The sequence below is a fragment of the Micromonospora sp. bgisy143 genome (assembly GCF_057708145.1).
Map to the genome: position 1 here is coordinate 113272 of NZ_JBYIRN010000017.1, position 19460 is coordinate 132731.

The 19460-nt window shown below is 72.7% G+C and carries 20 protein-coding genes; 4 read left to right on the top strand and 16 right to left on the bottom strand.

Features of this window, described 5'->3' with window-relative positions:
* Position 1: 1 nt before the first annotated feature.
* The gene (locus AC3EN4_RS20335; protein WP_435207341.1) at positions 2-1219 is read right to left on the bottom strand and encodes a helix-turn-helix domain-containing protein; all 1218 of its coding nucleotides are present in this window, start codon (positions 1217-1219) and stop codon (positions 2-4) included.
* 173 nt (positions 1220-1392) lie between these two features.
* On the opposite strand from AC3EN4_RS20335, the gene AC3EN4_RS20340 reads away from it, so the two are divergent.
* Positions 1393-1641: a hypothetical protein gene (locus AC3EN4_RS20340; RefSeq protein WP_435207342.1), complete on the top strand. Its 249-nt coding sequence runs from the start codon at positions 1393-1395 to the stop codon at positions 1639-1641.
* Positions 1642-1961: 320 nt separating this feature from the next.
* On the opposite strand, the gene hisF is transcribed toward AC3EN4_RS20340, so the two are convergent.
* The 9 genes from hisF to AC3EN4_RS20385 form a co-directional block, all read right to left on the bottom strand.
* The gene (gene hisF / locus AC3EN4_RS20345) at positions 1962-2729 is read right to left on the bottom strand and encodes an imidazole glycerol phosphate synthase subunit HisF (protein WP_435207343.1); all 768 of its coding nucleotides are present in this window, start codon (positions 2727-2729) and stop codon (positions 1962-1964) included.
* A 73-nt stretch (positions 2730-2802) separates the two neighbouring features.
* The gene (locus AC3EN4_RS20350; RefSeq protein WP_435207344.1) at positions 2803-3801 is read right to left on the bottom strand and encodes an NADP-dependent oxidoreductase; all 999 of its coding nucleotides are present in this window, start codon (positions 3799-3801) and stop codon (positions 2803-2805) included.
* 47 nt (positions 3802-3848) lie between these two features.
* On the bottom strand, positions 3849-4280 hold the full coding sequence (locus AC3EN4_RS20355) for an organic hydroperoxide resistance protein (RefSeq protein WP_435207345.1): 432 nt from the start codon (positions 4278-4280) through the stop codon (positions 3849-3851).
* A gap of 5 nt (positions 4281-4285) precedes the next feature.
* Positions 4286-4732 carry a MarR family winged helix-turn-helix transcriptional regulator gene (locus tag AC3EN4_RS20360; RefSeq protein ID WP_422736043.1) on the bottom strand — a complete coding sequence of 149 codons (447 nt, stop codon included), beginning with the start codon at positions 4730-4732 and terminating at the stop codon, positions 4286-4288.
* 81 nt (positions 4733-4813) lie between these two features.
* Entirely contained in the window at positions 4814-5203 is a 390-nt protein-coding gene (locus tag AC3EN4_RS20365; protein ID WP_435207346.1) for a RidA family protein, read from the bottom strand.
* Positions 5200-5925: a bifunctional 1-(5-phosphoribosyl)-5-((5-phosphoribosylamino)methylideneamino)imidazole-4-carboxamide isomerase/phosphoribosylanthranilate isomerase PriA gene (priA, locus tag AC3EN4_RS20370; protein WP_435207347.1), complete on the bottom strand. Its 726-nt coding sequence runs from the start codon at positions 5923-5925 to the stop codon at positions 5200-5202. The genes AC3EN4_RS20365 and priA overlap by 4 nt, the downstream gene beginning before the upstream one ends.
* A 14-nt stretch (positions 5926-5939) precedes the next feature.
* Complete coding sequence (locus AC3EN4_RS20375; protein WP_435207348.1) at positions 5940-6263, bottom strand: hypothetical protein; 324 nt, start codon at positions 6261-6263, stop codon at positions 5940-5942.
* Positions 6264-6302: 39 nt separating this feature from the next.
* On the bottom strand, positions 6303-6935 hold the full coding sequence (gene hisH / locus AC3EN4_RS20380) for an imidazole glycerol phosphate synthase subunit HisH (RefSeq protein WP_435207349.1): 633 nt from the start codon (positions 6933-6935) through the stop codon (positions 6303-6305).
* On the bottom strand, positions 6932-7105 hold the full coding sequence (locus AC3EN4_RS20385; protein WP_435207350.1) for a hypothetical protein: 174 nt from the start codon (positions 7103-7105) through the stop codon (positions 6932-6934). The genes hisH and AC3EN4_RS20385 overlap by 4 nt, the downstream gene beginning before the upstream one ends.
* A 136-nt stretch (positions 7106-7241) precedes the next feature.
* On the opposite strand from AC3EN4_RS20385, the gene AC3EN4_RS20390 reads away from it, so the two are divergent.
* Both AC3EN4_RS20390 and AC3EN4_RS20395 read left to right on the top strand, forming a co-directional pair.
* Positions 7242-7643, top strand: coding sequence for a hypothetical protein (locus tag AC3EN4_RS20390; RefSeq protein ID WP_435207351.1), 402 nt, complete (start codon positions 7242-7244; stop codon positions 7641-7643).
* A 3-nt stretch (positions 7644-7646) separates the two neighbouring features.
* Entirely contained in the window at positions 7647-10592 is a 2946-nt protein-coding gene (locus AC3EN4_RS20395) for a tetratricopeptide repeat protein (protein ID WP_435207352.1), read from the top strand.
* Here AC3EN4_RS20395 and hisD read toward each other — a convergent pair.
* From hisD to AC3EN4_RS20410, 3 genes are read right to left on the bottom strand one after another with little or no spacing between them, the layout of a single operon-like run.
* Positions 10579-11913 carry a histidinol dehydrogenase gene (hisD, locus tag AC3EN4_RS20400; RefSeq protein WP_435207353.1) on the bottom strand — a complete coding sequence of 445 codons (1335 nt, stop codon included), beginning with the start codon at positions 11911-11913 and terminating at the stop codon, positions 10579-10581. The two genes, AC3EN4_RS20395 and hisD, sit on opposite strands and share 14 nt — an antisense overlap.
* A 2-nt stretch (positions 11914-11915) precedes the next feature.
* On the bottom strand, positions 11916-13025 hold the full coding sequence (locus AC3EN4_RS20405) for a pyridoxal phosphate-dependent aminotransferase (protein WP_435207354.1): 1110 nt from the start codon (positions 13023-13025) through the stop codon (positions 11916-11918).
* Positions 13022-15097, bottom strand: coding sequence for an HAD-IA family hydrolase (locus AC3EN4_RS20410; protein WP_435207355.1), 2076 nt, complete (start codon positions 15095-15097; stop codon positions 13022-13024). The genes AC3EN4_RS20405 and AC3EN4_RS20410 overlap by 4 nt, the downstream gene beginning before the upstream one ends.
* Between AC3EN4_RS20410 and AC3EN4_RS20415 the strand changes: the two genes are divergently transcribed.
* Entirely contained in the window at positions 15027-15731 is a 705-nt protein-coding gene (locus AC3EN4_RS20415; RefSeq protein ID WP_422736051.1) for an LON peptidase substrate-binding domain-containing protein, read from the top strand. The genes AC3EN4_RS20410 and AC3EN4_RS20415 overlap by 71 nt on opposite strands.
* Here the strand turns inward: AC3EN4_RS20415 and AC3EN4_RS20420 are convergent.
* The 3 genes from AC3EN4_RS20420 to AC3EN4_RS20430 all read right to left on the bottom strand — a co-directional run bounded on the left by AC3EN4_RS20420 (position 15646) and on the right by AC3EN4_RS20430 (position 19423).
* Positions 15646-16560 carry a DUF2567 domain-containing protein gene (locus AC3EN4_RS20420; RefSeq protein ID WP_435207356.1) on the bottom strand — a complete coding sequence of 305 codons (915 nt, stop codon included), beginning with the start codon at positions 16558-16560 and terminating at the stop codon, positions 15646-15648. The genes AC3EN4_RS20415 and AC3EN4_RS20420 overlap by 86 nt on opposite strands.
* A 56-nt stretch (positions 16561-16616) precedes the next feature.
* Positions 16617-18320, bottom strand: a complete 1704-nt coding sequence (locus AC3EN4_RS20425; protein ID WP_435207357.1) for a MinD/ParA family ATP-binding protein — start codon at positions 18318-18320, stop codon at positions 16617-16619.
* 74 nt (positions 18321-18394) lie between these two features.
* Positions 18395-19423, bottom strand: a complete 1029-nt coding sequence (locus AC3EN4_RS20430) for a hypothetical protein (RefSeq protein WP_435207358.1) — start codon at positions 19421-19423, stop codon at positions 18395-18397.
* Positions 19424-19460: the final 37 nt, after the last annotated feature.

The following is a 19460-nucleotide window of genomic DNA, read 5'->3' on the forward strand; positions in this document are numbered from 1 at the left end:
CTTAAGCCTGAAGCCGCTCGGCGAGATCAGTGAACCCCGTCCTGGACCGTTCCACCGTGGGTACCGCGTCCGTGACCTGAGCGGCCACCGAACGCAGCGAATGGTTGTGCAGGTGGCCTGGCAGTGCGTCGAGGGTGTCGGTGGCGTGCCGCAGTCCGTCGGCAACGTGCCCGCCCCGAATCAGCCGGGCTGCCTGGTGCAGTTGCACCTGCGCACGTAGCCGCGCCTGCGACGCCGGATACAGGCCGAGGACCAGATCCTGCGCGACCTCAGCGTCCGCAAGCCGGCCGGCGTGGGTGTACACCCAGGATTCGGTGTGGTGGACCCGATGTTCCGGCCACCCCCACAGCGACTCCACGTCCCTCGCGATCGCGGCCGGCAACCGCTGGGCGAATTCGGCGAGTTGCCGCACCGTTGCCACCGCCTCCGTATGCCGCCCGGCCAACGACAGTGCCTGCGCCCGGCCGGCGAGCAGCCCGCAGGCCGCTGACGTGGCTTGCCGGCCCAGCAGAGGCACCACCTCGTCCGACAGGGCGATGACCGTCGACGGTGGACGTCCGTCGTAACAGCCGTTCACCACATTCCACGCCCGCACCAACACCTGGGTATCGGCGTCGCCGGACTCGTCGGCAACCCGACGTGCGGTCTGCCACCAGCGGCGGCCCATCACGACGTGGCCCGACGCGACGAGGCTCAACGCGACGATGACGGATAGCCGCGCGGCAGCCCGCAGGAGACCAGGGCGGCGCGTGCCGGCGTCGGCGGCGATCTGGTGTTGCAACACCGTCAGGTCAGCGCTCAGTTGGGCCATCAACGCGGAGCGGGGTTGTCGGTAGTAGCCGTGGCCGTAGTCGGCGGCGATCTGCTCCCACTCGTCATGGTCGGGAGTCGCTGCGTCGCCGAGGCCATGACGAAGAGCCTCCAGTCCGGCCAGGGGCGCGACAGCTGGGGCGGCGGCCAAGGCCGTCATGGCACGCAGCATCGTGCGTCTGTGCAGGTCGATGGAATCGGCGCGGTCAGTCTGATGTGCCTCGATGAGCGCGCCGTCGGCGTTCAGTGCCCGGTCGCAGGCCGTGGCCAGTGCGTCGGTGGGGCGGCGGTTACCGCGCTCCACCTGGGAGATGTGGCTGTACTGGAAATGGATGATGGCACCGAGCTGTCGCAGAGACAGTCCAGCGCTCTCTCGATGTTGTCTGAGCAACTTCCCGAAAGCGTCCATGGTCGGCTCCCAGCGTGTGCAGGAGCGTGTGCACACCGCGCACGCCTGCCGTACGGGCAGCTTATCGGCCAGGCTCGACGTGTCAGCCCAGCTGGCAGAGCCGCTTCCGGGAGCGACGGAACTGCCTCTGCCGTTTGGGTGGTGCCCATACCCCCTTGCCCTCGGAGCCGAGCATGACCGAAAGCCTTCAGGTGCCTGCGGGCACCCTGCTGCACCTGCTGGCATGGGAGATCAGCCCCAATCCCACCAACCGCGACGAGCTGGTGTGGGCGGTGGTTGTAGACCAGCAGCCGACCGACGGCATGGTGCGGCTGCGGGGGCACACGTGTGCCGGCCCCGTTCCGGACTGCGCGGGCGGATGGTGCTTCGAGGCGGACGTATCGGTGGCGGCGATCCGCGCGAACATTGGTGGGGCGCGGTGAGTGCACCCGCCGCCGAACAACTGCTTGCTCGCTGGTGGCGGATTCTGACCGAGCACGAGCCGCGACACGGGCGGTGCCCGGTCTGCGGCACGCGTGCCCGGTGCTGGGCATGGGCGGAAGCATTCGCAGATCTGGTCGCGCACGACGCGTACCATCTGGGTCCGCCGCCACCCCGCGCCGGGGGTCCGGCGGTGACCCTCGGTCATCGCCGTGGGGGGCGGATGCGGTCGCGAGCGTGATACCTGAGAGTCATCTTGATGCCTCTGAGGCATCACCAGCACACGGGCACGGCGGGCAGCCACCGCCCTTGGTGTGAGCCGCTAGCGCACCGGATGGCCGCTGCGGCGTAGGGCGTCCTTGACCTCGCCCACCGTCAGCTCGCCGAAGTGGAAGACGCTGGCCGCGAGCACCGCGTCGGCCCCGGCGCCGATCGCCGGCGGGAAGTGCGCCACCTCGCCGGCTCCCCCGCTGGCCACGACGGGCACGTCCACAACGGCCCGCACCGCGCCGATCAGTTCCAGGTCGAAGCCGGCCTTGGTGCCGTCGGCGTCCATCGAGTTGAGCAGGATCTCCCCCGCGCCCAGCTCGGCGACCCGCTGGGCCCAGCCCACCGCGTCGATGCCGGTGCCGCGCCGGCCCCCGTGGGTGGTGACCTCGAAACCGCTGGGCGTGTCGCCCGTGGCCGCGCGGCGTACGTCGAGGGAGAGCACGAGCACCTGCCGGCCGAACCGGTCGGCGATCTCCGCGATCAGCTCCGGCCGCGCGATGGCGGCGGTGTTCACGCCGACCTTGTCGGCCCCGGCGCGCAGCAGCGTGTCGACGTCGCCGACCTGCCGGACCCCGCCCCCGACGGTCAGCGGGATGAAGACCGACTCGGCGGTGCGGCGCACCACGTCGAGCATGGTGCCCCGGTCGCTCGAGGACGCGGTGACGTCGAGGAAGGTCAGCTCGTCGGCGCCGGCCCGGTCGTACGCGGCGGCCAGTTCCACCGGGTCGCCCGCGTCGCGCAGGTCGAGGAAGTTGACCCCCTTGACCACCCGCCCGGCGTCCACGTCGAGACAGGGGATCACCCGTACCGCCACCGTCATGCCGTCAGCCTATCCTCCGCGGCCGGCGCGGCGGCCGACCCGAGGGGGCTGACCGCCGCGCCGGACGTGCACGTCACACCCGGACGAGCATCTTGCCCAGGTTCTCGCCGCGCAGCAGGCCGAGGAACGCCGCCGGGGCGTTCTCGATGCCGTCGACGACCGTCTCGTCGTACGACAGTTTGCCCTCGCCCAGCCAGCCGGCGACTTCGCGGACGAACGTCGCGCGCACGTTGTTGTGGTCGTTGACCAGGAACCCGCGCAGGGTGAGCCGCTTGCCGATGACCAGCGCCAGGTTGCGCGGGGCGGCCGGCGGCTCGGTGGCGTTGTACTGCGCGATCATGCCGCAGATGGCGACCCGGCCGTGCAGGTTCATGGCCGAGATCGCCGCCTCCAGGTGGTCGCCGCCGACGTTGTCGAAGTAGACGTCGACGCCGTCCGGGGCGGCCGCGCGCAACGAGTCACGGACCGGGCCGTCGTGGTAGTCGAACGCGGCGTCGAAGCCGAGCGCCCGCAGCCGCTCGACCTTCGCGGCCGAGCCGGCGCTGCCGATCACCCGGCCGGCGCCCTTGAGCTTGGCGATCTGGCCCACCAGGCTGCCGACCGAGCCGGCCGCGGCGGAGACGAAGACCGTCTCGCCGGGCTTCATGGCGGCGACCTCCAGCAGACCGGCGTACGCGGTCAGGCCGGGCATGCCGAGCACGCTCAGGTACGCGCTGGCCGGGGCGATGGTCGCGTCGACCGTGCGCGCGCGGCCGGCGTCGAGCAGCGCGTACTCCCGCCAGCCGAGCCCGTGCAGCACGGTGTCGCCCACGGCGATGTCGGGCGACTCGCTGGCGACCACCTCGCCGACGGCGGCCCCGTCCAGTGGGGCGTCGAGCGCGAACGGCGGCACGTACGACTTGACGTCGTTCATCCGTGCCCGCATGTACGGGTCGACGGAGACGTACTGGTTGCGGACCACGATCTGGCCCGGTCCGGGCGTCGGGACGTCGGTCTCGACGAGTCGGAAGGTGTCCTCGGTGGGCCAGCCCTCGGGGCGACGGGCCAGGTGGATCTCGCGGTTGCTGGTCATCGGGGGGTCGTCCTCTCGTACGCGGGTGGGGTCCGGGGCCGCGACGCTCAGGCGGCCAGGGTCTCGCGGACGGTCAGCACGACGTCGATGTTGCCGCGGGTGGCGTTGGAGTACGGGCAGACCTGGTGGGCCTGCTCGACGAGCTGCTCGGCGGTCTCGCGCGGAACGGCGGGCAGGTCGATGACGAGCTGCGCGGTGAGCCCGAAGGCGCCGCTGCCGTTCGGACCGATGCCGACCTCGGCGGAGACGACCGAACCGGTCACGTCGGCCTTGGCGCGGCGGCCGACGATGCGCAGAGCGCTGTGGAAGCAGGCGGCGTAGCCGGCGGCGAACAGCTGCTCGGGGTTGGCACCGCCACCCTCGCCACCCAACTCCTTCGGCGACGCGAGGTCCAGGGCGAAGGTGCCGTCGGAGGTCTCGACGTGGCCGTCCCGGCCGTCACCGGTGGCGGTCGCGGACGCGGTGTAGAGAACCTTCATCAGTCTCACTGCTCCTTCTGTCGGTGGATGGTCTCGGTGACCCGGGTGAGGGTGTCGCGCAGCGCGACCAGCTCGTCGAGGCCCAGACCGGTGGCCTGGGCGATCCGCAGCGGGACGTCGCAGAGCCGTTCCCGCAGCGCCCGGCCCTGCTCGGTGAGGCTCACCTCGACCCGCCGTTCGTCCCGGGCCGAGCGCCGACGGGCCACCAGGCCCGCGCCCTCCAGTCGCTTGAGCAGCGGGGAGAGCGTGCCGGAGTCGAGCCGCAGCTCGGCGCCGAGCTCGGACACCGCGGGCGGATCGTCGGGGCGTTCCCAGAGGACCAGCAGCACCAGGTACTGCGGGTAGGTCAGCCCGACCTCGTCGAGGATCGGCCGGTAGACGTCGGTGAGGGCGCGCGACGCGGCGTAGAGCGCGAAGCACACCTGCCGGCGCAGCACCAGGTCATCGGACACCGTTGAACCGTAGCCCGCAATTAAGTTGTGCACAACCGATCAGCGCGGACGGCGGCCGTGACCCCGGCCACCGGGCCGGGCTCAACGGTCGCCGACGTACGCCTCCAACTCCACCTCGACCAGGTGGTCCGGATCGATGAGACCCGCCACCACCACCAGCGTCGCCACCGGTCGGACCGCGCCGAAAACCGCGTTGTGCGCCCGGCCCACCTCGTCGGCGTGCAGCCGGTCGGTCACGTACATCCGGGTACGGACCACGTCACCCGGCTCCACACCGACCTCGGCGAGCGCCGCCAACCCGATCCGCAGCGCCTGCGCGGTCTGCGCCGCCGCGTCCCCGACATGCGCCACCCGACCGTCCACGGTGGACGTGCAGCCGGCCGTGAGAGCCAGGTCACCGGCCCGGACCACCCGGGAGTAGCCGTAGCTCTGCTCCCACGGCCCACCCGAACCCAGCCGGGTGACGGTCACGCCTCGGCCAGGGTGCGCAGCGCCTCGGCCACCGTGAACGCGCCCGCGTACAGCGCCTTACCGGCGATCACGCCCTCCACACCCAACGGCTCCAGGGTGGCCAGCGCCCGCAGGTCGTCCAGGGTGGACACCCCGCCGGAGGCGATCACCGGCCGGTCGGTCCGCGCGCACACGTCCCGCAGCAGGTCCAGGTTCGGCCCACGCATGGTGCCGTCCTTGGTGATGTCGGTGACCACGTACCGGCTGGCCCCCGCCTTGTCCAGGCGCTCCAGCACCTCGTACAGGTCACCGCCGTCGCGGGTCCACCCCCGCGCGGACAGCGTCTGACCGCGCACGTCCAGCCCGATGGCGACCCGGTCGCCGTACTCCCCGACGATCCGGTCACACCACTCGGGGTCCTCCAGGGCGGCGGTGCCGATGTTCACCCGGGCCGCCCCGGTGCCCAGCGCCGCGCGCAGCGACTCGTCGTCGCGGATCCCGCCGGACAACTCGACCTGCACGTCCAACTGGCGTACCACCTCGGCGAGCAGGTGCGCGTTGGTGCCCCGACCGAACGCCGCGTCCAGGTCGACCAGGTGGATCCACTCGGCGCCGTCGCGCTGCCACGCCAGCGCCGCGTCCAGCGGGTCGCCGTAGACGCTCTCGCTGCCGGCGGCGCCCTGCACGAGCCGGACGGCCCGGCCGTCGGCGACGTCCACGGCGGGTAAAAGGGTGAGGCTCAACGTCTTCTCCTCGATCAGGTACGACGGTCCAGGGCGATCACCACGATCGCCGGCAGTACGAGCAGCAACAGCACGATCAGCGCGACACGCAGCGCCAGATCGTCGACGAACGTCCAGATCAGGATCATCGAGGCGCCGGTGAGCAGCACGATGGCGGCGCGCTCGCCCCGCGTGTGCCGGGCCAGTCGACCCGACCGACCCCGCCGTACCTGCGGCGTCAACCGACGCAGCACCGCGCGGCGGCGCTGCCGACGGGCCACCCGGCGCTGCCGGACCGCCCGCTCCCGCGCCTGCTCCGCCTCACGTTCCGCCCGTCGGCGGGCCCGTTCCCGGCTCACCGCGAGGCCCGCAGGTCGGACGCCGGGCGGCGCCGACGCTCAGTCACCGGCGGGCAGGGCGGCGAGCCAGTTGCGCAGCAGCGCGGCACCGGTGTCAGCGGACTTCTCCGGGTGGAACTGCGCCGCCGACAGCGGCCCACGCTCCACCGCCGCCACGAAGTCGGTGTCGTGGTGGGCCGTGGTCACCACCGCGCCCGCGCCGGCCAGCGCCGCCGGGTCGCCCATCGCGTACGAGTGCACGAAGTAGAAGCGGCTCTCCGCCGGCAACCCGGCGAACAGCACCGAACCACGGGGCGCGCGGACCGTGTTCCAGCCCATGTGCGGCAGCCGGTGCGCCGCCAACCGGGTCACCCCGCCGGGCAGCAGCCCGAGGCCCTTGGTCACCACCCCGTGCTCCTCGCCGTACTCGAAGAGCACCTGCATGCCCACACAGATGCCGAGCACCGGTCGGCCCGCGGCCACCCGCTCCGCGATCACCGGGCCCGCGCCGAGCGCCTCGATACCGGCCATGCACGCGGCGTACGCGCCCACCCCGGGCACCACCAGGCCGTCGGCGGCGGCCGCCGCGGCCAGATCGTCGGTCACCCGGACGGTCGCGCCGGCCGCGGCCAGCGCACGCTCCGCCGAGCGCAGGTTGCCCGAGCCGTAGTCGAGCACCACCACATCACTCATGTGTTCTCCCCCGGCAGGAGCCAGAGCAACCCGCCGACCGTGGCGAGCACGGCGAGCAGCGCGGTGATGACCACCGCTCCCTTCGACGCGCCCTGGCGGTACAACGACCAGACGCCACCCACCAACAACCCGGCCAGGATCAGCAGCAACGTCGGCAGCAAGCGATTCACGGGTCAACGATAGTGGACCGGCCGGAGGAAGCCGGGGCACAGGCCGGCGGGCGTCCCACCGGAAGGAGATCGACGGTCGGCCGGATATACCATCATGCTTGAGGTGCACACGTGTTCGACGTCGTGAGGAGGTCCGTTGACCAACCCTGAGATCGAGGCAGACGCGCTGCTCGCCGACCCGGACGAGGCGCTCCGCCGCTGGTACGCCGGTTACCTGGCGGGCGAGGAGGACCCCGATCTCATCCTGTCCGGCGGACATCTCCCCTCCCCCGCCAAGATCCAGGAATTCTTCGCCCAGTGGCTGCAGAATCACCGCCACCAGCTCCAGCGCCTGCTCTGCGAGCAGGTCCGCTACGCCCGGTTGAGCGATCGCAGCAAGCAGCTCAGTGAGCTGGCTCTCATCGCGCTGATCGCGGGGACCCTGTCGAAGGCCGGCACCAACGACCTGGTCATCGACCCGCTGGCGACCGCCGCCGTGCTCGTGACCCGGCGGCATCTCGACAATCTCTGCGGGGCACCGCCCGTCGCCACCGCCTGAGCCATGGATTACGCCTCGGCGCTGAGCACCTTCCTCGCCGTCCAGGCACGATCCGCCGTGGTGCGGCTACGGGACCCGGACCTCGACGGCGGGGTCTTCACCGGCTTCTTCATCTCCCCGGCCGGCCACCTGATCACCGCCTTCCATTCGGTCAAGGCGCGCTTCCTGGTCGCTGGCGAGAGTTTCCCGTTGGAAGTGCTCGTCACCGACGGCGACGAGCACCGAACGGTCACCACCCGCGCCCACTGTCCGCCCGGCTGCCACGACCGACTGGCCGACTGGGCTCTGCTGAAGCTCGACCTGGAGCCGTCCGGGTACCTGCCGCTCAGCACGCCGGGTCGGTTGGCCGGGGACGACGTCGACTGCGCGCCGCTGCGCGTGTACGGCTTCACGGTGGCCGGCGGCGGCCAGGCCGGTCTCGGATCGCTCAGCGGCGAGTTCCTGCGCACCGTCCCCGACCGGCACCGCTTCCGGATCGCCTTTTCGGTCCGCAGTCAGGGGCAGAGCGGTGGGCCGGTCATCGACCTGCGGAGCCACACCGTCGTCGGCTCGGTGGTCGGGTTCCGGGAGGACGAGCGGCTGACCGCCGACGCCGCGCTGCTCGACCGCTCGACGCTGCCCGCCGAAGCGCTCGGCATCGACCTCGACGACCTCGCGGTGGCATGGCGGCGGCAGGCGGTGACCCACCTGGTCGCCACCCACCCCGAACTCTCCCGCCTGGGCACCGCTCCGGCGCCGCTGGCGCTGCCCGACCCGCATCTCGAGGGTCGCCGGCTGGTCCGGGAGGTCCGCGACGGACTGTTGACCGGCGGGGCCGGCGGGATGCTGCTGCACGGACCACCGGGCAGCGGCAAGTCCGTCCTCGCCGTCGAACTGGTCCGCGACCTGCTGCGGCGCGACGTCGTCGATTCGGTCTTCTGGTACGACTTCGAGCCGCCGGCGAACCGCTCACCGGAGCGCCTGCTGATCCGGCTCGCCCTGCACCTGCTCGAACATCAGGGCGTTCTCGAACCCATCGACGCCTGCATCGACGACTCGTTCGACCGCGACATCTCGGCAGCGCGCCGCGCCGTCGTGTCCGCCGTACGACAGGGCCGCCACGTCATCGTCATCGACAACTCCCACGTCCCCCAGCGCGCCGACGCCCAGGTGGTCATCGACCTGCTCGCCGAGCTGCTCTGGGCGGCCGAGGCGGGGGAATCCCTCGTCGTCCTCGCCTCCTGGGACCGACCTCCACCCTCGTTGACCGTCCCGGTCACCGAGGTGACCGGCCTGACCGAAGAGGAGGTCTCGCCGTACCTCGACCTGCACGGGATCGAGGTGTCCCCGACGACCGTGGCGTGGCTCACGGAGCTGGCCGGCGACATCACCTGCGTCGAGCAGTTCGTCCGTACGCCGGACTGGCAGGAGTCGGCGGAACGCGGGCAGCTCGAGGCCGGCGAGCCGGCCGAGCTGCACCGCTACTGGCTGAACCGCTACCTGGCCGAGGTACCCGAGGGCGCGCGACGCATCCTGCTGGCGCTGGCCGTCATCGCCGCTCCGGTGGCCCGCGACGTGATCGAGCGGACCGCCGCCACCTCGTCGTTCGCGGCCACGCTGGACGCGCTCACCCACAGCCCTCCGCTGGTGAAAGCCACCGGTGGCGTACTACAGATCCACTCCAACGTGACCCGCGCGGTGCTGGCGACCACCGACCAGGAACTCGTCACCCGGGCCCGGTTACGCGCGGCCGGGGAGTTCCAGGCCAACGGCCGCCCGCTCGCCGCAGCCCGGCTCCTGCTGGACGCCCGCCGGCACGAGGAGGCGGTCAGCCTGCTCTTCGCCGAACGCGACGAGATCATCGCCCGGGGCGGCGCGGGAGGTCTGCGAGCCGCCGTCGACCGCGTGCTGGCCGAGTCCCCGACGACGGCCGATTGGCTGCCGAAGTTGCACGCCGTGATGGCCAGTCAGGAGAGCATCCGGGGCAACTACGAGCACGCGGCGCGGCACTGGGCCGACGCGCTGCGCGCACAGCAGGGCAACCTGGCCGCCGCCGCCATGCACAACCGGCGGGCCGATGCCTTCCGGATGGCGAGTCGCTACGCCGAGGCGGACCGGGAGTACGCTGCGGCCGCCCGGGCTGCCCACGCCGGGCGTACCGAGGAACCCTCGGTCGCCGCGCGGGAGACCGGCTGGGCGAGCCTGGGTCGGGCGAAACTGGAACGCCTACGTGCCGACTATCCGCGCGCGGAGCGGCGATACCGGGAGGCGGAAGACGCCTTCCGCAGCTGCCTGCACCAGACCGGTCTCATCGAGGCCGAGTTCGGCATCGGCGAGGTGCGCCGGCTGCTGGAGGACTGGCCGGCCGCCCGGTCGGCCTACCAGCGCTCACTGGACCGGGCGGTGGCCCGGGAGAACGCGGAACGCCACGCCTACGCGCTGTGGGGCCTGGGCGAGGTGGCGCGGCTGGTCGGCGAGCACGACACGGCGGAACGGCACCACCTCGACGGGCTGGAGCGCTGTGGCCAGGTCGGCGACGTGCGCAGCGAGGGCTGGGCACTGCTCGGTCTGGCGGAGACCTGTCGCGCGACCGGTCGACTCGGCGACGCCGTCCGGCTCTACAGCGACGCGATCCTCCGGTTCCGGAGCACCGGGAGTGAGACCGAGGTCGGGCACGCCACCCTGGGTCTCGCCGAGGCGCGCCGGGCGGGAGGTGAGATCGACCTCGACGCCTACCGGCAGGTGAGCGCGATCTACGAGGCCCGCCACCTGCACCACAGCGCGGTGCAGTGTTCCCGGGCGTACGCGCTGGCGCTGCGCTCCGCCGGTCAGCACACCGCCGCCAACCGGCTGCTGGCCAAGGCGCGCCGCTCGGCCGCCCGCCGAAAGCTGGCGACCGAGCTGGCGCACCTGGGCCGGGTGATCGAGGATCAAGCCTCGATGGGCCCGGTTCCGCTCAACTTCCCTTAGCCTCCCGCCGCGCCGCGGCGCGCTCCACCACGTACGCCGCCGCGGCGGCGTGGGCGGGGAAACCCTCGTAGGTGGCCAGGGTGACCGCCGTCGGGCCCACCTCCGCGACCCCCTCGTCCGAGACGTAGGCGAAGGACGAACGCTTCAGGAAGTCAAGCGTGCCGACGCAGGACTGGCTCCGCGCCGTGCCGCCCGTCGGCAGGATCGCGTTGACGCCGATGGCGAAGTTCCCGAACGGGATGGAGGTGTTCTCGCCCAGCATGATCTCGCCGGCGTTCGTCAGCTTGGCGAGCTTGTCGAACGGGTCGGTCATCAGGACCCGGAGGTGTTCCGGGGCGTACTCGTTGACGAACCGCAGCGACTCGGCCTCGTCGGCGGTGAGCACGATGCCGCCGAAGTTGCTCAGCACCGTCTCGCAGAACTCCCGACGCTGCTGCGGCAGCGCCTCGAGCAGCGACGGCAGCAGCTTCTCGACCGCGTCGGCCAGCGAACGGGAGTGGGTCACCAGCAGCGCGGCCGAGTCGGGACCGTGCTCGGCCTCGACCAGCAGCTCGCGAGCCGCGACGGCCGGGTCGGCCGCCCCGTCACAGAGGACCACCGACTCGCTCGGGCCCGCCGGCAGGCCCGGGTCGACGTCACCGTAGACGACCCGCTTGGCGGCGGAGACGTACTGGTTACCCGGGCCGATGATCTTCTCGACCGGCCGCACCGTCTCGGTGCCGTACGAGAAGGCGGCGATCGCCTGCGCGCCACCCATCTTGTAGATGGTGCGTACCCCGCACAGCGCGGCGGCGACCAGTGAGGCGTCGTCGACGGTGCCGTCCGGGCCCGGCGGGGTGCAGACCGCGATCTCCGGCACCTCGGCGATCACCGCGGGGGCGCACAGCATGGTCATCACGGACGGGAACGAACCCTTGCCCCGGGGGACGTACAGACCCACGGAGGTGATGGGTGACCAGCGCTCGCCGACGAGCACCCCGGGGCGTACCTCCTGCATCCACGTCGCCTGCGGAAGCTGCGCCTGGTGGTGGTGCCGGATGTTGGCGATCGCCTTCTCCAGGGCGGCCCGGACCTCCGGGTCCACCCTGGACTCGGCCGCCTCGAACTCGGCCTCGGTGACCCGCAACTGCTCGGGCGCCAGGGTCACCCCGTCCAGGCGGGCGGTGTGCGCGATCAGGGCGGCGTCGCCGCGCTCGCGGACGTCGTCGATGATCTCCCGAACGGTGCCCTCGATGGCGGCGTAGTCGGCACGAACCCGCTGCATCAGCACGCGACGGTCCGCCGCCGACAGCTCGTTCAGCTCGTAACGGTTGACTCGCACCTTCATCGCTCCGTCTCCGGGCCCAGCCCTGTGTTCGTAAGATCGCGATAGACGTTCATCAGCTTGGTCATCTCCTCGCGCGTGCCGAGGTTCATCCGGAACATTCCCGCCAGCAGTGGATGGGTCATCGTGCGGACGAGGATGCCGGCCTCCCGCAGCGCGGCCACCGTCTCCTCCGGCTGCTCCGGTCGGACCAGCAGGAAGTTCGCCGCGCCGGGATGGACGACCACCCCCCGGTCCTGGAAGAAGCCCACCACCTCGGGCTTGATGTCGCCCATCATCTCCTCGACCATGGCGCGCATCTCGTCCCGGCGGGCGAGCTGCGCCAGACCGGCGACCTGGGCCAGGGCGTTGACGTCGAACGGATTGCGGAGCTTGACCAACTGCTCGACCACCTCCGGCACCGCGACCACGTAACCCAGCCGCAGGCCCGCCATCGCGAACGCCTTGGAGAAGGTCCGCAACACGATCAGGTTGGGCAGCTCCTGGATCAGCGGAACGACGGTGGCGCCGGTGAACTCGTAGTACGCCTCATCCACCAGGACCGGAACGTCGGGGACCGACCGGGCGATCTCCGCGATGAACTCCACGTCGACCGGCGTACCCGTCGGGTTGTTCGGGTTGACGAACACGACGAGGTCGGGCTTGCGGGCGGCGACGGCGGCCCGGAACTCCTGGTACGGATACCGGAGATCGCTCGGGTAGGGAACCCCGACGACCGACCCGCCGGCCAGCCCCGCGGTGTGCCCGAAGATGACGAACTCGGGGCGCGCCACCACCATCGACGCGCCGGGCCGCAGGAAGGCCCGCACGCAGAGGTCGATGCCCTGGTCCGAGCCGTTGGTCGGCAGGATCCAGGTGGCGGGGACACCGCAGTACTCCCCGAGAGCGGTCGCCAGCCGGGGATACTCCGGGTAGCTGTGCACACCCTCGTCCCGGACGTACGCGCAGAGGGCATCCGCCACCGCGGGTGACAGCGGCCCGGGCGCCTCGTTGCGGTCCAGGCGGATCAACCCACGCCGATCCTGCCCGGCCCAGTCCGGCACGTACGGCTTCGCGTCGAGGACGGCGGCCGGAAAGTTCAGCGCGCTGTCCCCTGTCCCGCGCGTCACGCGAGCGTCGCCTTGACTCCGGGTGCCAGTGCCTTGCGGTACGGGTTCACCGACAGCAGTTCCTGGGTGGCCTGCCCCATCGCGGCGAAGAGCAGCGGCCAGCCCTTCTCGGCGCCGACGTCGGACCGGATGTGCACCATGACGCTGGCCTGGAGTCCGCCCGCGAACCCGTCGACGAAGTCGTCCAGGTCCTCGCTGAACAGGTCGCCGCACAGGTCGTGGCCGATCAGGAAGGACCGCCGGAACTCCGGGTAGCTCTGGTCGAGCGGCACGTACTTCCAGAACTTGCGGCCCTCCATGCTGATGCCGACGCGCACCGGCTGATCCAGGTCGGCCAGGGCGCGGACGTTGGAGCCGGCGCCGTAGATGCCGACCTCGCTGATCCGCTCGATCGCGAGGTACCGCAACGCGCGGCCCAGGGCCAGGCCGACGTCCTCGGTGACCACGTGGCTGGAGCTGAGCCGGGTCGCCTCGAAGCGCACCGAGACCCGCAGGCCGGCCTCGCGGGCGAAGGCGTCCACCAGGTCGGCGAAGCCGGTGACCCGGACCGAGTCGGCGACCTCGATGAACACCTCGGCACCCGGGTCGCCCATCGACACCTCGACCGCCACCACGCTCTCGGCGGTCTCGCGGCTCAGCCGCGCCGAACCGGTCGACAGCGACTCCACCCGCCAGCCCCGCTCGACGGCGCGCTCGCCGCCGTTCTCGGGCAGCGCCCCGGTCACCGCCGCCGTCGCGCTCTCCTCGGTCAGCGGGTTGCACATCCGGTCGAGCGCGATGCCGACCGCCCGGTAGACACCCTCCCAGGTGTGGTGCGGGTCCTCGAAGCTCGCGACCGTGACGGTGATCCACAGCCCCGCGGCGCGGCCCAGCGCGTCCAGGAGGTCGACCAGGGGCGCACCGTGCGACAACTGCTCGCAGCGGACCGACAGGAACCAGTCCAGGTCGACCTGCGGTGACGCGTGGAACGACGCGCCGCCTTCCGGGTCGACCCGGAGCTGCACCTCGGCACTGCCGTCGTCGATCATGCCCAGCGCCGCCGAGCTGTCGGCCAGCCGCGGGATCCGGGCGATCTCCGTCCCCAGCGCCGTCCCGAGCCCGCGCCAGTCGTCGTTGTTCCAGCGCAGCTCGATGGAGCAACCGAGCCGCCAGGCGATGTGCTCGACCATGTGGCTGACGAAGTCGTTCGGCGTGTCGAGCGACTTGACGGTGATGCCCTCCCGACCCAGCGAGACCGCGTTCGGTCGCAGGTCCCGGTGGCAACGGTCCGCGAGCCCCGAGCCCGACAGATCGTCCAGGCTGCTGGCCCCGGTCGCCACGCCGACGGTGTAGCAGCCCGCGGCCCGGGCCGACTGCAGGCCCAGCACGGAATCCTCGATGGCCACGCAGCGGTCCGGGGCGACACCGAGCTCGGCCGCGGCGGCCAGGTACGGGTCCGGGGCCGGCTTGCTCGCCATGCCCGGCGCGTCGTTGCCGACCACGGCGTCGACCAGGTCCCGCAGCTTCGCCGAGGCCAGCATCCGCTCGACGTCACGCTTGGGGTTGTTGGACACCACCGCCAAGCGCAGGCCCGCCGACCGGGCGTCCCGCAGGAGTTCGGGGACCCCGGCGTGCACGTCGGGAACGGCCGAGAGCCGTTCCTCCTCGTGGCTCCGGACCAGGTCGGTGATTTCCTGGTCGGTCAGCCGTACGCCGACCGAGGCGCAGACCTGGGCCCAGAAGTCCGGCAGCGAGTAGGGGAAGTACCGCGTGATCGTCTCTGGCGGAACAGTCACCCCCGGGACATGTCGGCGCAGCAACCGCTCGACCACCGCGAAGTCCAACGCGAGCGAATCGATGAGCACGCCATCCATGTCAAGCAGGAGCGCCTGTGTCTCCCCGGGCACCGCAAGGCTTTGGGCCAGCAACATATCGGGAATGATATCTCTGGGCCCTGTGGCCCTGTGTCCGACGGTGAGCCGGGCCACGCCGTCGCGGACGGGATTGGTTAGGCTCGACGGCGTGACCGCACGGCTGCCGGTGTTCCCGCTCGCAACGGTGCTCTTTCCCGGGTTGGTGCTGCCACTGCACATCTTCGAGGAGCGCTACCGGGCCCTGGTCCGGCACCTGGTCGACCTGCCCGAGGGCGCGCCGCGCGAGTTCGGCGTGGTGGCCATCCAGGCCGGTTGGGAGGTGGCCGCCACCGGGTCCGACGCCCGCGCCACCAACGGCGTCGGCGACGTCACCCTGCACGAGGTGGGCTGCACCGCCGAGCTGCGCCAGGTCACCGAGCTGGCCGACGGTGGCTTCGACATCGTCACCGTCGGCCGCCGTCGATTCCGGATCGCCGACGTCGAGGACGCCTCCGCGCCGTACCTGACGGCCGCGGTGGAATGGCTGCCCGAGGCCACCGGGCCGGACGAGGTGGCCGACCTGCTGGCCGCCCGCGTGATCGCGGTGTTCCGGCAGTACCTGAGCCTGATCCGCCCCGACCCGGAGGAGATCTCCGAGCAGCTTCCGGAGGACCCGACGGTGCTGTCGCACCTGGTGGCGGCCACCGCCGCGCTGACCGTCGACGACCGGCAGCGGCTGCTCGCCATCGACGACACCGCCGCCCGGCTGCGCGCCGAGCTGCGGCTGCTCAACCGCGAGGCGGCTCTGCTGCGCCAGGTGCGGGCGGTTCCGGTGCCGTTGTCGGAGCTGGCGTCCCCGCCGACACCCAACTGAACGTCGCGGGGTCCGGCTCCGGACGCAGCGACGGCCACCGCGACCAGCCGGCCAGCAGGGTGTACGTGACGGCGGCCCCGAACGCCGGCAGCAACAGGTTGCCGTGCGGCACCGGCAGCACGTGCCCGAGCCAGTCGATCCCGCCGGCCCGCAGGTCGGCGGGCTTGGTGAAGGCCTGCCCCGCCGGGGCGGTCGCCAACAGCCGGTCGAACGTCGCCAGCCCGATCCGTCGCCCCACCTGCCAGGCCACCGGGGCCGCGGCGAGCGTGCCCAGCACCGCGCCGAGCAGACCGACCGGGCCGCGTCGCCGACGCAGCAGGAACCACAGGGCCAGCGCGGCGAGTACGCCGAACGCCAGCCCGAGCAGACTGAACCAGCCGTCGGCGGCGATCGGCTGCTCCGGTTGGGTTTCGGCGTAGATCGCCCCCTCGGCGGTCTTGAGCACCGGAGTGTCCGGCGCGAACGCCGCCCACAGCAACCCGAGCGGCGCGCCCAGCACGGCCAACGCGAGGGTGACACCGAGCACCGTGGCCGCCGTCCGCAGCGGCCGACGCGGCTCGTCGGAGGCGGGCTCCACCCCGATGGGGTACGCCGTCACCGCGGAACCGTCGTCGGGAACCGACCCGAACGGCGGCCCGGCGAACTCGCTCGGCGCAGACGGAGCGGCCGACCCGGACGCGGTCGACTCGTTCGGCGCGGACGGCGGCACCGCCGACCCGGCGGGCGGGGTGGACTCGTTCGGCGGCGGCGCGGTCGACGGTCGGGGCGGCGCGGGGCGGTCGTCGGAGATGTCCGCGTGCCGCTCAGGGTCGGGGTTGTCCGGGCTCACCCGATGATCCTCTCAGGCGCCGCGACGGGCCGGGGCGTCGGTGGCGGCGAACCAACTCACCGGGCGAACGGCTCCGCCATGGCCGCGGCGGCCCGCAGCCATGCCTGGCGGGTCTCCGGCTGGAGCTGGTGGTACTCGATCGACGAGCCGGTCTCCAACGCCGGGTCGTACGGCACCACGGCCACGGCGCGGGTCCGCGTGGCGAAGTGCCGTTCCAGGTCGTCCTGCAACGTCGAGCGGCCGGGGGTGGGGCAGGAGATGAGGGTGACCGCGTTGTCGGCCAGCTCGCCCATGCCCTCCTCGTGCAGCAGGTCGAGCATCCAGTCGGCGCTGAACGCGGCGTCCTCGCGGGGCACGGTGGTGACCACCAGTTGGTCGGCGGCGTGCATCACGGTGCGCCAGTTGGGGCTCTCCACGTTGTTGCCGGTGTCCACGCAGATCACGTCGTGCGTACGACGCAGCAGCTCGAGCACCCGCTTGACGGTGAACTGGTCGAGCCGCTGGGCGAAGCGCGGGCTCTCCTCGCCGGCCAGCACGTCGTACGAGCCGTCGGAGGCGTGCCGCAGGTAGTCGTCCAGCCGCTCCAGCAGGGTCGCGCCCTCCATGATCTCGATCTGGGCGAGGTCGCTGACCAGGTGCCGGATGGTACGGGCGTGCCGGGCGCTGCCGGCGCGCAGCCCGAGGGTGCCGCGCAGTTCGTTGTCGTCCCAGGCCAGTACGCCCCGCCCCCGCACGCTGCCGACGGTGGCGGCGGCGAGCACCGTGGCGGTGGTCTTGTGCACACCGCCCTTGGGGTTGGCGAACGCGAACACCCGAGGCGTGCCCAGGTCCCGGCGGAGCACGCCGGTGGCACGCTCGGACTCCTGGTCGACGCCCTGCGCACGCCACTCGATCCGGGCCGGGTAGCCGCGCTCGGCGAGGGCCGAGCCGGGCGGGGTGACCGACGCGACCGGCGGTGGCGCGACCGGCGGGGCGGGTGGCGGCGCGACCGGCGGCGGAGCGAGTGGCGGCGGGGCGACCGGGGCGGCCTGCGGTGGCACCGGCGGCGCGGGGGCCGGGTAGCCGGTCTCCGGCTGGTAGCCGGTCTCCAGCAGCGCGTACCGGGACTCGCCGGCCGCATTGCCCGAGCGGTAGCCGTTGTCCAGGATGGCGTAGCGCGACTCCGGCTCGGCGCGGCGCGGCGGCTCCGGCTCGGCCGGGTAACCCGGCTCGGCCCGGTAGGTCGGCTCGGCCCGGTACCCGGGCTCGGCGCGGTACGTCGGCTCGGCCCGGTAGCCGGGCTCGGCGCGGTACGTCGGCTCGGCGCGGTAGTCCGGCTCGGCCCGGTAGGTGGGCTCCGACCGGTACGCCGGCTCGGACCGGTAGTCGGGCTCGGACCGGTACGCGGGCTCGGCGCGGTAATCCGGCTCCGAGCGGTACGCCGGCTCGGCCCGGTAGTCCGGTTCGGACCGGTAGCCCGGTTCGGCCCGGTAGGCGGGATCGACCCGGTACGTCCCCTCGGCCCGGTAGCCGGGCTCCTGCCCGTACGACAGATCGGCCGGATGCCCGATGGCCGGCGCGCGCCCCGCGTAGCCGTTGGGGGCCGCGCGTCGCGGCAGTGGGTCCGGTGCCTCGTCGGCGCGGCGCTCGGGCTCGGACTGCTCCGCCGCCCGACCGCCCAGCCGGGCACGGTCGAGCAACGCCCGCCACCTCGGCGCTGGTTCGGCCGGCCGGCCCCAGCCGGTCTCACTGCCCTCCACGGCCCGCCCTCCCAGCGCCATCGATCTCTGCCTGACAGGCTACGAACCAAACCCTATTCGGACCACACCTGCGGACGCACGCCGCCCGGCCTAGATCACGGCGGGGAGGTGGCCAGCAACCCGGGGTCGGACGCGTCCGGGGAGGTGGTGACAGTCGGCGGGGCCGGTTCGGTGGCCTGCGCCGGGGTCGGCTCGGGTGACGCAATCGTTACGAGCGGTGCGGGTTCCGACGATTCGCCCATCGGCACCGGCGGTCGCGGTGTGCTCGACGTCGACCCGCCGCTCGCGCGCGGCGTCGGCGTCGGACTCGGCCCGGTGTCGGCCGGCGGGCGGACCACGTCCCGCTGCTCGGGCAGCGGCGGCGTGAAGACCGTACGGTCGAGCCGGTACACCTCGGGCGCCGGATCGACGGCCCGCACGTCCGGGCGGGTGGCCACCCGCCGCAGCGTCTCCGGCGCGGCGCGCACCACCGCCGCGTAGACACAGGCGCAGCCGGCGCGGTACGCCTGGGCCTCGGCGCTGGCCACGTCGGCGTCGACGACGTACCGCTCCCGCAGCTCGCGCTCGGCGGCGCCGTCGCCGCGCACCGCGGCGGCCCGCGCCCGGTAGTCGGCGGCCTCGCCGTCCTTGCGGGCGGCCACCCGCTCCATCTGGGCGACCACGTCGTCGGGCACCCGCAGGGCGGGGAGACGGACGATCTCGGTCTGCCGACCGGGCAGCGGGACCCGCCCGAAGACGGTCGAGACCGACACATCGCCGAGCACCGTGGCCAGTCGCTGCGGCGGCAGGTACGCGTCGAGCGTGACCAGCGCGTACGTCCCGTCCCCGGTGGCCTCGGCGGTCGGGCCCAGGGCGGCCAGGTCGGCCGCCGCGGAGCTGACGTAGCCGGGCACGGAGTCGCCGTCGGCCACCCCGACCCGGGTCACCTCACCCACCGTCTGGTCGCTCACCGGGGCGTCGTCGACGGCCCAGACGGCCGTGCCCAGGACCGCCGCCGCGGAGAGCACCGCGGCCCAGGTGAGCACGCCGGACCGCGACGGGGTGTCACCGAGCCGGGCCACCGCCCGGGTCAACGGCGGCAGCAGCCGTTGGTCCAGCTGCCGCAGCAGGTCGCCGGCGCGCACGGGCGGGATCCCCTCGTCAGATCGATGGTGGTCGCCG